The organism is Streptomyces sp. NPDC050619, assembly GCF_040654815.1.
Lineage (GTDB): Bacteria > Actinomycetota > Actinomycetes > Streptomycetales > Streptomycetaceae > Streptomyces.
The window spans coordinates 59,806-72,993 of sequence record NZ_JBFAIR010000044.1 but is presented as its reverse complement, the minus strand read 5'-3'; the positions used below and the strand labels follow the sequence as shown (position 1 = coordinate 72,993).

Annotated in this window: 12 protein-coding genes; 4 read left to right on the top strand and 8 right to left on the bottom strand. The window is 71.2% G+C overall.

Annotated features, from left to right (window positions below; all coding sequences use genetic code 11):
- Positions 1-197 precede the first annotated feature (197 nt).
- Positions 198-1,220 (top strand): 2-hydroxyacid dehydrogenase, encoded by a 1,023-nt coding sequence (locus tag AB0I77_RS45400; RefSeq protein ID WP_363288795.1) that lies wholly within the window; start codon positions 198-200, stop codon positions 1,218-1,220.
- 10 nt (positions 1,221-1,230) lie between these two features.
- Entirely contained in the window at positions 1,231-2,139 is a 909-nt protein-coding gene (locus tag AB0I77_RS45395) for a 5-dehydro-4-deoxyglucarate dehydratase (protein ID WP_363288774.1), read from the top strand.
- A gap of 388 nt (positions 2,140-2,527) precedes the next feature.
- On the opposite strand, the gene AB0I77_RS45390 is transcribed toward AB0I77_RS45395, so the two are convergent.
- The gene (locus AB0I77_RS45390; RefSeq protein WP_363288773.1) at positions 2,528-3,541 is read right to left on the bottom strand and encodes an FAD-binding oxidoreductase; all 1,014 of its coding nucleotides are present in this window, start codon (positions 3,539-3,541) and stop codon (positions 2,528-2,530) included.
- A gap of 498 nt (positions 3,542-4,039) precedes the next feature.
- On the opposite strand from AB0I77_RS45390, the gene AB0I77_RS45385 reads away from it, so the two are divergent.
- Positions 4,040-4,420, top strand: coding sequence for a hypothetical protein (locus AB0I77_RS45385; protein WP_363288772.1), 381 nt, complete (start codon positions 4,040-4,042; stop codon positions 4,418-4,420).
- A 152-nt stretch (positions 4,421-4,572) separates the two neighbouring features.
- On the opposite strand, the gene AB0I77_RS45380 is transcribed toward AB0I77_RS45385, so the two are convergent.
- The 7 genes from AB0I77_RS45380 to AB0I77_RS45350 form a co-directional block, all read right to left on the bottom strand.
- On the bottom strand, positions 4,573-4,776 hold the full coding sequence (locus tag AB0I77_RS45380) for a cold-shock protein (protein WP_319213826.1): 204 nt from the start codon (positions 4,774-4,776) through the stop codon (positions 4,573-4,575).
- 323 nt (positions 4,777-5,099) lie between these two features.
- Complete coding sequence (locus tag AB0I77_RS45375) at positions 5,100-5,378, bottom strand: GNAT family N-acetyltransferase (RefSeq protein ID WP_363288771.1); 279 nt, start codon at positions 5,376-5,378, stop codon at positions 5,100-5,102.
- 570 nt (positions 5,379-5,948) lie between these two features.
- Positions 5,949-6,713, bottom strand: coding sequence for an ABC transporter permease (locus AB0I77_RS45370; protein WP_363288770.1), 765 nt, complete (start codon positions 6,711-6,713; stop codon positions 5,949-5,951).
- Positions 6,714-6,944: 231 nt separating this feature from the next.
- A complete protein-coding gene (locus tag AB0I77_RS45365) occupies positions 6,945-8,468 on the bottom strand; it encodes an ATP-binding cassette domain-containing protein (protein ID WP_363288769.1) in 1,524 nt (507 codons plus the stop codon).
- Between the two features lie 5 nt (positions 8,469-8,473).
- Positions 8,474-9,295 (bottom strand): ABC transporter permease subunit, encoded by an 822-nt coding sequence (locus tag AB0I77_RS45360; protein ID WP_363288768.1) that lies wholly within the window; start codon positions 9,293-9,295, stop codon positions 8,474-8,476.
- Positions 9,292-10,311, bottom strand: coding sequence for an ABC transporter permease (locus tag AB0I77_RS45355; protein ID WP_363288767.1), 1,020 nt, complete (start codon positions 10,309-10,311; stop codon positions 9,292-9,294). Before AB0I77_RS45355 ends, AB0I77_RS45360 begins: the two co-directional genes overlap by 4 nt.
- Positions 10,296-11,849 carry an ABC transporter substrate-binding protein gene (locus tag AB0I77_RS45350; protein WP_363288766.1) on the bottom strand — a complete coding sequence of 518 codons (1,554 nt, stop codon included), beginning with the start codon at positions 11,847-11,849 and terminating at the stop codon, positions 10,296-10,298. Before AB0I77_RS45350 ends, AB0I77_RS45355 begins: the two co-directional genes overlap by 16 nt.
- A gap of 314 nt (positions 11,850-12,163) precedes the next feature.
- Between AB0I77_RS45350 and AB0I77_RS45345 the strand changes: the two genes are divergently transcribed.
- Entirely contained in the window at positions 12,164-13,156 is a 993-nt protein-coding gene (locus AB0I77_RS45345) for a TauD/TfdA family dioxygenase (RefSeq protein ID WP_363288765.1), read from the top strand.
- Positions 13,157-13,188: the final 32 nt, after the last annotated feature.

The following is a 13,188-nucleotide window of genomic DNA, read 5'->3' as shown; positions in this document are numbered from 1 at the left end:
CGGTGCCGTGGCAGCGTCAAGACATTCGGACGATCCTGCTCACCCCGCACCGGAGGCGCCGCCTGCTCATTGACACCACCACACACCCTTGCGTACAACTGAGTGTCTACATATGAGAACGCTGACTATGTATGAGGACGGCAACATGGCAAGTCCTTCTCGCTCGGACCCCCGGTGGTGACCCCCTCGTGCGCATCATGCTCAACCACCGCATCCTGAGCCGGTTCCACGAGCCGCTCAAGGCGCGTACGGAGGGCAGCCACGACTGGCTGGACGCCTGCGACTGGGACGCGGCGCGCCGCTCCGAGGCCCTCCCGGACGTCGAGGTCTACGTCGGCTCGACACTGCGCGCCGAGGACGCCCGGCGGGCCGCGCGGTTACGGCTCGTCCACGTCGTCGGCGCCGGCTACGACGGCATCCCGCTGGCCGCGCTCGGCCCCAAGGTCACGGTGGCCACTACCCACCACCACGGCCGCTCCATCGCCGAGTACGTGCTCATGTCCGTCCTCATGCTCTCCCGCGACGTGCTGGGCGCCGAGCGCGCCCTGCGCGAGGGGCGCTGGCGCAATGTGGCCGTGGACCCCGGCCTCCCCTTCGGGACGACGCTGCCAGGCCGCCGTATGGGGATCATCGGATTCGGCGAGACCGGCACCGAGGTCGCCCGGCTGTGCCAGGCGGCCGGCCTGCGGGTGCGCGCCGTGCGGCGCGACCCCTCCGCCCCGTTCCCGGCCGACCTGCGACCCGACTGGGTCGGCGGGATGGACCGGCTGCTCGAACTCCTCACCGAGTCCGACGTCGTGGTGGTCACGGTCCCCCTGGGCCCCGCCACCCGCGGGCTGATCGGTACGGCCGAACTGGCGGCCATGGGACCCGGGTCACTGCTGGTCAACGTGGCGCGGGGGCCGGTGGTGCAGGAGGAGGCGCTGTACGAGGCACTGCGCTCCGGCGTCATCGGCGGCGCCGCGCTGGACGTGTGGTGGTGCGGCCCGCCCCAGGCACCGAGCCGACTGCCCTTCCACGAACTGCCCAACGTGCTCATGACTCCGCACCACTCGGGTCACACCACCGACACCTTCGCCGCGCGCGCGGCGGAGATCGCCGACAACATCGGTCGTCTGCGACGAGGAGATCCGCTCGTCAACGTAGTGCACGCCGCTGATCACCAAGCCGTGGACGACGGCCGTCCGACAGCCAACCCCGCCCCCACCCCGACCCGTTAGGAATCCACTCGTGCTCGAAGGCGTTCTCTTCTTCCCCGTCACCCCCTTCACCACCACCGGTGACCTCGACCTCGATGCCCTGCACCAGCACGTCACGGTGGGGGTCGACGCCGGACCGGGCGGCGTGTTCGTCGCCTGCGGCACCGGCGAGTTCCACGCCCTGGACCGCGAGGAGTACGCCGCGGTCGTGCGGACCGCCGTCGACGCGGCGGCGGGACGCGTCCCGGTGTACGCCGGAGCCGGGGGCGCGCTGGGTCTGGCCCGGCAGTTCGCCCGCGCCGCGGCCGAGGCCGGCGCGGACGGCCTCCTGCTCATGCCGCCCTACCTGGTCGAGTCGCCCGCCGCGGGGCTCGTCGCCTACGCCCGTGCGGTAGGCCAGGAGACGGATCTTCCGGTGATCGTCTACAGCCGGGCGAACGCCCGCTTCGACGAGGCTTCGGCGGCGGAGGTGGCCCAACTGCCGACCGTGACGGGCCTGAAGGACGGCACCGGGGACCTCGACCTCGTCGCACGGATCGTCCCCGCCGTACGGGACGCGCTGAGCGCATCCGGCAAGAGCTTCCAGTTCTTCAACGGCATGCCCACAGCCGAGGCGAGCCAACAGGCCTACCGCGCACTGGGCGTCGAGCTGTACTCCTCGGCCGCCTTCGCCTTCGCACCGGACATCTCCCTCGCCTTCCACCGCGCGATCGAGGAGGGCGACCAGACACGGATCGACGCGCTCCAGCGGACCTTCTTCCATCCCCTGGTCCGACTGCGCCGACGGGTGCCGGGATACGCCGTGTCGCTGGTGAAGGCGGGCGTGACCCTCTCCGGCGTCAAGGCCGGTCCGGTCCGTCCGCCGCTGACGCCCCTCACCGAAGGGGAGGTCGAGGAACTCGCGGCCATCATCGCCGAGGGGCGTGCCGTACTCGACTGACACTCCAGCCGGGCATGGCCAGGGCGATGTGCCGGCCGGCCCACGGAGCGGCGGACCTCGTACGGGTGCGGGCCGCATACGTTCCGCGCCCTCTGATCTGAACAGCCCCGTTGCCGTGGCTGCCCGGGATCGTGGCCGCCGACGAGGGCCCAGGTGAATCGTCTGCGTCTGCCCGCGACTTGGCCGATCTCATCGGAGACCTACGCGCGATCGACACGCGTGGCCGCACGTTCGCCGGCACCGGCCGAGGAGGCGACTCGCGGGGATTCTGGACGTCGGCGGCTTCGGGTCGCCGAGTGGCGCGACTGGTGGAACCTGAAGATCGACGGACAGTCCCTGGGGAGCGAGACGTGCTGGAAGGCCGACTGCTCGGAGCGCAGGGAGTGCCTCACGATGAGAAGCGATCTGGGCGGCAGCCTGACAGAGCCGACTCAACGGTTCCGTCGACCAACTCCCGTGCGACCAGGCGGCCCACGGCTGCGGCGAGCGTGACCGCCGAGTGCATCACCGCCAAGTAGAGGCCGGGGACCTCGGCGACCGGGCCGACGATCGGCTCGCCGTCGGCCGGCATGGGGCGCACTCCGCGTCGGGTACTGAGCAGCTCGACGCTCCCGGCGCCATGGAAAGTGGACCGGACGGCGGCAAGGGTCCGTTCGGGCGAGTCCGCGGCGGCGATCAGCCGGTCCGCGGCGACCTGCCGAAGATCGAAGTCCTCGGTGTTGACCACGGTGCGGACCAGACCGGCCGGGGCGCTGAGCCGGAACAGCGGCGACGGCGACGGTTCGACCGGGACGCGCACGCCGAGCGGCGCGCCCAGCGCGGCCGTGGCGACTCCGGCCGCCAGCACCACCGTCGCACCGGAGAGGGGCCCTGCTGTCGTATCAACCCCGGCGATCCGGCCCGCCGTGTCCCGGCGGAGCGCGGTAACCGGCGTGTCCAGATGTACCCGGGCTCCATGGGTGCGAGCGGCCTCGACCAGCCGCTCGGTCACGCCCACCGAGTCGACAGCGCCGTCCCCCGGCGCCCAGACAGCCCACTGTGGAGGCTGCCGAACGGCGGGCTCGAGCGTCGCCACGGTGGCCGCGTCCACGATCGTCTGCCCGGGCCCGGCGTCCGGCGCACTGTCCTGCCTGTTCCAGCTCAGCGAGCCGGACCAGGTCACCGGGAGTCCCGGCAACTCGGCCCCGAGTCGGTGGTACTCCGCCGTCGCGGTGGCCCGCAGCCCGGCGGCCGGGACTTTGAGCACGCCGGACGATCCGATCCAGGCGAACGAGTCCGCCGTCACGCCGGCGCCTGGCCGCCCGGCGTCGACCAAGGTCACGTTGGCGCCCGCCCGGGCGGCGTGATAGGCCACCGATGCGCCGACAATGCCGGCGCCGACGACGACCAGGTCCCTGTTCACTGATGGGCTGGACTGGCGTCAGCGGTAGTGGGCTAGTGAGCTGGCCAGGCCATGGACATACGGCGGCGACATGGCAACTGTCGATACCAGCGAGCCACAGCGAGGCGGCCCCGGCGCGCTTCCGTGTGACCTTCACCTGCGGTCCCGGAAAACCGACAGAGGACCCGGACCGGGCAGCCGGAATGCCTTCGGCCGGCACACCTCCACGTCCGAACGTCTCCAGGTGAGCGCGTCGGTCTGCGTGGGTGCAGGCCGTGTCGCCGTTACCCCCGGCTCGGACCCTGCGGCGCGGTTAGCCGCCGCCGGCCCGTTTTGTGGTGTTCAGGTGGTGGCCATGGCCAGAGTAAGCGCCCTGCCTTGGCCGGGGTACACACCGTCTCGAATGCTGAGGTCACGATTACGACCTCTGTGCAGAATCCATGCATGTCTCGTGGTTAACCTGTGTCGCCCGGCTCCTCGTGCAGGAGGGAATGCCGGTCGAGCTGTGAGGGGGTAGCCGTGAAACGGGTGCGGTACCGGTGGCGAGACGAATACGACAGTGACCCGGAGTACCAGCGCATCCTGGCGAGACTGGAGCTGCCCTGGTGGAAGCGGCCAGTGGTCCAGGTGGCTGTCGTCGCTTCTGCTGCAGCGTTCGTCGTAGGCGCCTTGATCGGAAGCGCCCAGGACAGTACGGACAGTCCTTCGCCGTCGTCCTCGAATCAGGTGCAGTCACAGAACGACCAGCCCGCCGGACTGACGTACCAGCAGAAGCAGCAGATTCTCTTCAAGTTCTGCACCTCGGACCAGATGCGCGGGCCCGCTGGGGACAGTTCGGCGTTCCCGACGTGTATGGGCGACTACTACGTGACGGACCAGGGGATGGTTATGCCCAAATAGCCAAGGACGAGCGCTCTGGTCCGGTCAGGCTGCAGGGAGCAGCGCCTGGGGGCTGAAGACGCTAAGGTGCTCCCGGCCTGCTGACGATTACGGCAGGCGGCAAGGCCGACGTCCTGAAGCCCGGAACGCCGGGCCTTGCCGCAACAGCGGGATCAGACAGGGCGAATGTTCTCCGCCTGCGGGCCCTTCTGGCCCTGGGTGACGTCGAACTCGACTGTCTGGCCCTCCTGCAGCTCGCGGAAACCCTGGGCGGCGATGTTGGAGTAGTGGGCGAAGACGTCGGGGCCGCCGCCCTCCTGCTCGATGAAGCCGAAGCCCTTCTCGCTGTTGAACCACTTGACCGTGCCCTTGGCCATGACTGTCTCCTTCGAGGGAAACCGGGCCCGCACCCTGCGTGCCCGGGAGGTGATCGCCCTGGTCCGGAGAGGCGCTGAAACGCAAGAACGCCCGTGATGGCGATCACGGGCGAACGGGACTTCGGAACCACGACTGCTGGCTTACGACGCTACACCCGCAGGGTGGCAGCCGCTATGAAGGCGGCGCCAGTGCGGGTGTGCTTCCAGGCATCGGCCGCCTCAGGCGGAACCTTGCTGAATGCAACCCGGGACGGTCGCCTTGCGGCTGCCTGCTCACCGCCTCGCCCATTCGCGCTAGGAGGGTTACCCAGGACGTTCGCGCGTCAGTCCGGGAGGGTGGCGGCGGTGCGGGCCGGGTGGTGCGGGCCGACCCAGGCAACCGGTAACCCACCCTCCCCTGAAGGCAAGGGAATCGCCGTCTTCCTGCAGCCGTGGCGGCGATAGAAGGACATGGCCCGCCCCAACCGGACGGAGGTTAGCAGCCAGGAGCGGGCCTTGGGCGCGTCCGAGGCGACCACCTCCAGCAGCCGGCCCGCGAGGCCGGTGCCGCACATGGCGGGACGGACGGCGAGCTCGTCGATCTCCCGGGCGCCGCAAGCCACCGCACGGGGGCGCCGTCCTGGGGCTCATCGTCGCCACCAGTGCCGGTGCCGGCCCGGAACTGAGGGTTTCGCGGACGGGTTCGTTCGCGGGTTGCAAATCTCGGGGGCGGTCACCGCGCCCACGACCTTTGCCGCTGCCGTGCTGCTGATCCAGCTGGCGCGCCCGAACCGACCGGCCGTCAGTTCCCGGCACGCAAGCGGAAGTCGGCAGACAAGAATCTCGGGAGGACGGCAGGCGCAGGCGCTGGCTGACGCTGATACGACATTCGCAGGCCGGTCCAGCGTCGTACGGTGAGGGTCCCGTATGGCGAGGGTGGGGATCGGGCCGGACCACGACCAGCCCAGCGCTGCGTTCAGGACCAGGCCGAACAGCGGGTTTGCCGGGTCTGCTTGGAGTCGGCGACGGCCGCCGCGGAGTCGACGACCGAGTCGGGACCGAAACCGATCAGCGCGGAGGAGGGGGCGGCCGCCCCAGCGCTGAGCGCGACGACCGCCTCGGTGACGCTGTTTCTGAAGGCAGCCGCGACCGGCAGGCGTATGCGCCGGGCAAGATCATCACGATGAAGTGAGTCATGCGCCCCGCGGAGGTCTGCTGATCTTGTTGCGAGCCACAAGCTCCAGTACGACCGCGATTGCTGCCGCCTCCACTGCCATCAACGCGACCAGGACGAACAGCTGCACTGCACCGGCCAGCAGGGGTGATGCGCCGCCGAGGAGCATGCCGATGAACGCGCCTGGCAGGGTGACCAGCCCGACCGTCCTGGTCTGGTCGAGTGCCGGGATCAGCGCCCCGGCCGCCGACGTCCGGGCTATCTCCAGCCGGGCTTCCCGGTCCAGGAGCCCGATGGACAGCGCTGCTTCGACCTCCCCGTGCCGTGTCTCGAGCTCTTCCAGCGCGCGTCGTCGGGCGAGTACCGTCGCGGTCAGTGCGCCGCCGATGAAAATGCCGGTGATGGGGACGAGGGCGATGCCCTTGACGGGGAGCAGTCCGATGGCCAGGAGCAGCAGTACGACCGGGAACACGGCGGCGCCGATCGCTACGGCGGCCCACCACCAGGTGTGGTTGCTGGTGATGTGGCGGCCGGCCGTCCACGTCGCTACGGCGAACATCACGGCGAGGAAGGCGAAGAGCAGTGGGCGCGAGCGAAGCGCCCAGCCGATGGCGATTGCGACCGCGGCCAGCTGCACGGTGGCCCGGATTCCTGCGGTGACGATCGCCCGGGTGTGCCCGAGCCGGGCCAGCGCCGCCACCGCGGCGCCCGCGGTGAGCAGCACTGCGAGGGCGATGCCCAGGAGCGGGTTCACCGGGAGCAGGGCGGAGGCCGACATGATCATGGCCCTCACCTTGAAAGAGTCGCACAGGGGCAACACAGGGCGTCGTGTCGCCGGTTGAGGCGTAGCGGGACCGACTGCGCGGCGTCCGGCGGCCGGACGGGGGCCTGTTCACCGTGCCTTGTCGCAGGGCCCCGTTGGGCGTTCCGGAGGGAGGCCGACGTCAGAGTCACCGCTGACAGGCCCGCCTCGTGGAGGGGTGTCAGCGGTGACTGATTCGGCCCCCCCCGGGGGTCAGCCGCCGAGCGGGATCCCCGTGGCCAGTGCCGCGGTCACGGGGTGGGACGGTGAGGTGAACAGCCGTGCGGTGGGCCCGGACTCGACCACATGTCCTTCGGACAACACGAGCAGCGACTCCGTGCGGTCGGCGACGAGCCGCAGGTCGTGGCTGACCAGGACGAGGGACAGGCCGCGCCGGTCGCGGAGTTCTGTCAGCAGGTCCATCACGGCGACGGCGGTGTCCGCATCCAGCGCGGAGGTGACCTCGTCGCAGATCAGCACGTCGGGGTCGGCGGCCAGAGCGCGGGCTATGGCGACGCGTTGGCGCTGTCCGCCGGACAGCTCGTGGGGGTAGTGGTCGGTGAAGGCGGCGGGCAGGCCGACCTGGTCCAGGAGTTCCAGGACGCGTGCCGGTGCCTCGGCCCGCCCGGCCCTGCGGTGCAGCAGGAGCGGGCGGCGCAGGGCGGCTCCGACGGTGCGGCTGGGGTTGAGGGTGCCGAGGGGGTCCTGCGGTACGAGTTGGAGGCGGCGGCGCTGGTCGCGGGAGCGGCGGTGCGCTGCGGGGGCGAGGCGGGTGGCGTCCAGGCTGACCGTGCCGGCGGTGGGGCGGTGCAGGCCGACCAGGGTGCGCAGGAGGGTCGTCTTGCCGGAGCCGGAGGCGCCGACGATGCCGAGGCTGCTGCCGGCGTCGAGGATGAGGTCGATGCCGTGCAGCACGGGGACGCGGCGGCCGCGGTGGAGATGGGCCGCGTGCAGGGCGGAGGCGGTGAGGACGGGCGGGGCGTCGGACGGGGTGCGGGCGGCCTCGGTCCGGGCCGGCCGCACGGTCGCCTTCGGGCGCGGGCCGGTCAGGTCCACCACGTCGTCCGCCAGCCGGGTCACCAGGTCGGGGTCGTGGCAGGTCAGGCCGACGGCGATCCGGTGGCTCTCGGCGAGGTGGCGCAGCAGGTCAGCGATCTCGTCGCGCAGCGTCGGGTCGAGTCCGGCCGTGGGCTCGTCGAGGAGGAGAACAGCGGGGCGGCGGGCCAGGGCCCGGGCGAGCGCCACCCGGCGCTGCTGGCCACCGGACAGCCCGCCGATACGGCGGTCCGGCAGGCCGCCGTCGACGGGCAGCCGCACTTCGGCCAGTTGGGCCTGAACCGCCTCGGGGCTCCCGTCGACGGCGACTTCGGCGAGCAGACGGCGCACCTTCATGCGCGGGTTGAGGGCGGAGCCGGGGTCCTGGCCGACGTAGGCGAGGCGATGGCGGCGCACGGTGCGCAGGGCTGGGGCGGGCAGGGTGAGGGGGTCCTGTCCGAGGACGGTGACGGTCCCGGCGGTGCGTTCGGTGCCGGAAGGCAGGGCGCCCGCGACGGCCCGCAGCAACGTCGTCTTGCCGCAGCCGGAGGGGCCGATGACGGCGGTGACGCGGCCGGGGGCCAGTTCCAGGTAGGCGCCGTCCAGCAGGAGGCGGCCGTTCGGGGCGGCGACGGTCAGGCCCGAGACCCGTACCGCGCTTTCCCCCTCCGCCGCGTGGGGGTCGGAATACCAGTGGGGCATGTGGTTCACAGTGCGGGCACCGCCTTCCGGCCGGTCGAGGGGACGAGGGCGGCGGCCGCCAGGTTGACGCTCATGGCGAGCAGGCCGATGGCGACGCTGGGGGCGAGGACGGCCCAGGGGTTCAGGACGATGCCGCCGGAGTTCTCCCGGATCATCAACGCCCAGTCGGCGGCCGGTGGTTGGGGGCCGACTTGGAGGAATCCGGCGGTGGCGACGAGGTAGACGGCGGCGACGAAACGCAGCCCGAACAGCGCGAGCAGGGTGGCCCGCAGGTTGGGCAGCACCTCCCTGACCACGAGGTACCACAGCCGTTCCCCGCCGACGGCCGCCGCCTCGACGTAACCGGTGGCGGCCACGGGCGCGGCGGCCCCGGCGACCAGGCGCACCGCGTAGGGCACGCCCAGGACGACAGACGCGGCGACGACGGCGAGTCGTCCGCCGTCCGGCCAGGACAGGGTGACGAGGAGAATGCCGAGGACGGCGGGCAGCAGCATCAGCACGTCGGCGGTGCGTTCGATGATGCGTCCGACGGCCGGGCGCAGAGCGCTGACCGCGCCGAGCGCGGCGGCCACCGCGGTGACCAGGACGGCGACGATGAGTGAGGTGACGACGAGTTCACGTCCTCCGGCCAAGACCCGGCTGAGTACGTCCCGGCCCAACTGGTCGCCGCCGAGGGGGACGTCGCCGCCGGGTTCCGCGTAGGGCGCGGTGACCGGGGCGTCGACGGCGTGCGGGACGAGCCAGGGGCCGGCCAGGGCCAGGGCCGTGAGCAGCAGGGCGGGGAGCACCCGGAGTGCGACCCGCCGTCGCCGGTTCGTTGCGGTCATGTCCGGCCTCCCGAAGCCCAGGCTCGTACGAGGTCGGCGAGCAGCAGCACCCCCGTGATCACGGCGCCGGTGACGGCGACGACGCCTGCGATGACCGGGCTGTCCCGGTCGGCGACCGCACCGGTGAGGACGGAGCCGATGCCGGGGTAGTTGAAGATCGTCTCCACCACGACCGCGCCGCCCAGCAGCATGCCGGTGGAGGTGGCGATGCCGGCCGCGATGGTGGGCAGCGCGCCGGGCAGCAGGTGGTGGGTGAGGATCCGGTGCCGGGGCAGGCCGTCGAGGACGGCGGTCTCGATGTGCGGCGCCTTGGCCTCGTCGGCGAAGGCGGCTCGAACGATCCGGGTGTTCCAGCCGATCTGCGGGATCGCCAGCGCGAGCACGGGCAGGACGAGCATCTCCCAGGAGGCGGGGGCGCCGTCGGCGTCGGTGAGGGTGACCGCGGGCAGCCAGTCGGTCCACAGGGCGAAGACCAGCACCAAGGCCACCGCGACGACGAACTCGGGCAGCGCGAGGATGCCGGTGGCGCTCGCCGAGACGCCCCGGTCCACGGCTCCGCCGGGCTTGGCGGCGGCCCAGCAGCCGAGCGCGACGGACGCCACCAGGGTGACCAGCAAGGCGAGTCCGCCGAGCAGCAGGGTGTTGGGGAACGGGCGGGAGAGCAGGTCGGCGACGGACTCGCCGCGTGCGGAGGTGCCGAGGTCACCGGTGGGCAGCCCGGTCATCCACTCCCAGAAGCGTTCCAGGACGGGCCGGTCCAGACCGAGCAGACGACGGCGCTCGGCCAGGTCGGCCGCACTCTCCCCGCGTTCGGAGGTGGCGGTGGCCGCGTCACCGGGGAGCAGTTCGACGGCGGCGAAGACGACGGCGAGCAGTGCGGCCAGCAGCAGGACCCGACGCGCGAGCACGCCGACCACCTGCCCGGCCGCGCGCACGACGGCCGGAACCGGCCAGGGGCCGATGCCCCCGGCCGGTCCGCCCGGCTTCCGCGCTGCGGGTATCAGCGAGCCAGCCATGCAGTCTCAAGCTGGACGCGCCCGTAGCCGGGCAGGGTCGGCAGGTTGCGCACAGCCGCGCCCGCGAGATCGATGCCGTCGGCCATGCCCCACAGCAGGTAGCCGGACTCGTCGTACTCGATCTGCTGCAGTTCCTGCAGCACCTTGGCGCGGGCCACCGCGTCCTTGGTCGCCATCGCCTTCTTGTACGCGGCGTCGAACTCGGCGTTCTTCCAACCGGCCTCGTTCTGCCCGGAGTCGGACACCATGGTCTTGCTGGCGAAGAACACCACGGAGTCGTTGGTGCCCCAGTAGGTGGTGTACAGGTCGCCCTTGAGCCAGGTCTTGTCCCAGAACGTGGCCGACTCCTGCTTGACCACCTTCACCTTGACCCCGGCCTCTCGGACCTGGGAGGCGAACAGCGTCGCCGACTCTGCGAGACCCGCGATGTCCTCGGTGGTCAGCAGCTCATACGTCTTCGACGTGTCGAAGCCGGCCTCCTTCAGCAGCTGCTTGGCCTTGGCCAGGTCGCGCCCCCGCTGCGGTATGCCCTTGGCAAAGGCAGGGTCGCCGGTGCCGAGGATGTCGTTGGCGACGGTGCCGTAGCCGGACAGCACCTGCTTGACCATGGCCTCACGGTCGACGGCCAGCCGCAGAGCCTCGCGCACCTTCGCGTCCGCGAACGGTCCGTCGGTGGTGCGCATGACGATCGGCATCGCCATGTCGTTGGGGCGGCGCACGACCTGGATGTCCTCGCGCTTCTCGGCCGTACGGGCCGCCACCGCACCGACGTTGGAGGCGACGTCGATCTGCCCGGCGAGCAGCGCGTTGGCCATCGCCTGCGGGCTCTCGAAGATCTTCACCTCGATGGCGTCGAGGTACACGTCACCGCCGTACCAGTCCTCGTTGCGGACCAGGCGTGCGTTGCCGGAGCGGAACCAGTCCAGCTTGAACGGGCCCGTGCCGGGCGCCTTGCCGAGGTCCTTCTCCGCCGTGTCCTTCTTCAGCACGAACGTCGTCAGGCGTGTCAGCTGCGGCAGTTCGGCGTTGGCGTAGTCGGAGACCAGGACCACGGTGTCGTCGCCCTCGGCCTTGATGTTCTCCGGCTTGATGCCTGGCAGACGCGAGGCGCCGGAAGGGGTGTTGCGCAGCCGCTTCAGCGACCACACGACGTCCTCGGCGGAGACCGGCGTGCCGTCGTGGAACTTCGCCCCCTTCGCGAGGGTGAAGCGCCAGGTCTTCAGGTCGTCGGACGCCTGCCAGCTCGCGGCGAGGCGGGGAACGGTGTTCGGCTTGGTGCCGGGGACGGTGAGGGTGTCGTAGACCAGCGAGATGACCAGGTAGTCGCTCTCGTTGGCCTGGGTGCCGTGCGGGTCACGGGTGACGGCCGAAGCCCGGCCCAGCGCGCCGACCCGGAGGGTGCCACCGCGCCGGGGCTTCTCGCTCGCCTTCGCCGGTGACTTGGCCGAGGTCTCGTCGCCGCCGCCGCAGGCGGCGAGCAGCGCGGCTGCACCTATTCCGCCGCCGGCCCACAGCAGTTGGCGTCTGTTCACGTTCACGTACGACCTCGTTCCAGTCACATGGGACAGATTGCTTAGGTGTGCCTACCCTAAGAAATCTCTGCGCGCAAGACATGCACAGGCCCTTCCTCTTGATCTGTCGAGGTGTCAATGGGCGTACAGATGCACACATCAGCGCACGTGGGGCACGCAGTCTCAAGAGGAAACGCAATGATCTAATAAGGCTTGCCTTACCTAACCCTGGCTGATACGTTTCGGCAGCGATCGCCCAGCCGGCCCACAGGAAACTCACAGGTCGGCGTTCCGGGCTCCATCCGCACCCCGCACCCGCACCCGAAAGGGATGTCTGCGCCATGCCCACGGGAGCCGCACCCGTACGGCAGCTCGATCTGCACGCCGTCGACGAGCTGACCGATACCGCCCACAAGATCCTTGCCGAGTTCGGCAGTTCCGCCGCGCGGCCTGAGCTGCTCCGCCGGGTGGCGAGGGCCGCCACCCGTCTCGATGAAACGATTCTTCAAGCCTGTCGCCCGGTCGATACGGACGACGGCCTCTACGTCCTGCGCGGCCTGCCCGTCGAAGACGACGGAATCGGCCCCACGCCCGACAGTTGGGCCACGGCCGGCGACCGCGCCGCCGCCTGGGACGTGATCCTCCTGCTGCTCGCCACGGCCATGGGCCACCCGATCGCCTGGGAGGGCCAGCAGGAAGGCCGGTTCGTGCACAACATCGTGCCCTCGCCCGGCCACGAGGCCGAGCAGACCGGCGCGAGCAGCACCGTGCTGCTCAGCCCGCACACCGAGGACGCCTTCCACCCCGGCCGCGCCCACCTGCTGCTGCTCGCCTGCATGCGCAACCACGACGCCGTCGCCACTACCGCCGCCAGCATCCGCAAGGTCCGCCTCAGCGCGGACGACGCGGCGCTGCTGTCCCGCCCGGTGCTGCCGATCCTCCCCGACGACGCATACGCCGAAGCCCAGTCCTTCACGGGCGAGGAGCCACCGAAGATCCCCGCCTTGTGGCAGACCGCGAACGGCCCGACGCTGCGCTACGACCCCGCCTACACCCCGCTCGACGAGGCCCCCGCCGACTACCGCGCCGCCTACGACCGGCTGACCGCCGAACTGGAACGCGTCTCGGTCGCCGTCGCCCTGGAGCCCGGCGACGTCCTGGTCGTCGACAACGACCTGGTCGTGCACGGCCGGGTGCCGTTCAAGGCCCGCTACGACGGCACCGACCGCTGGCTCAAGCGCGCCTCGGTCCGCGTCCTCGGCCGCCGCAGCCGGCCCTTGGCCGAGGCGGACGAGCACGGCTACGGGCAGTCCGCGCTCGTGGCCCTCGTCTGATCTCCCGTCAGCATCCCCTCCATCCGAAGGGA

Excerpts from the sequence above, each read along its gene's own strand:
- AB0I77_RS45400 (WP_363288795.1), top strand. The coding sequence starts at position 198 with ATGCTCAACCACCGCATCCTGAGCCGGTTCCACGAGCCGCTCAAGGCG.
- AB0I77_RS45380 (WP_319213826.1), bottom strand. The coding sequence starts at position 4,776 with ATGGCCAAGGGCACGGTCAAGTGGTTCAACAGCGAGAAGGGCTTCGGC.
- AB0I77_RS45370 (WP_363288770.1), bottom strand. The coding sequence starts at position 6,713 with ATGATCATGTCGGCCTCCGCCCTGCTCCCGGTGAACCCGCTCCTGGGC.
- AB0I77_RS45365 (WP_363288769.1), bottom strand. The coding sequence starts at position 8,468 with ATGCCCCACTGGTATTCCGACCCCCACGCGGCGGAGGGGGAAAGCGCG.
- AB0I77_RS45360 (WP_363288768.1), bottom strand. The coding sequence starts at position 9,295 with ATGACCGCAACGAACCGGCGACGGCGGGTCGCACTCCGGGTGCTCCCC.
- AB0I77_RS45355 (WP_363288767.1), bottom strand. The coding sequence starts at position 10,311 with ATGGCTGGCTCGCTGATACCCGCAGCGCGGAAGCCGGGCGGACCGGCC.
- AB0I77_RS45345 (WP_363288765.1), top strand. The coding sequence starts at position 12,164 with ATGCCCACGGGAGCCGCACCCGTACGGCAGCTCGATCTGCACGCCGTC.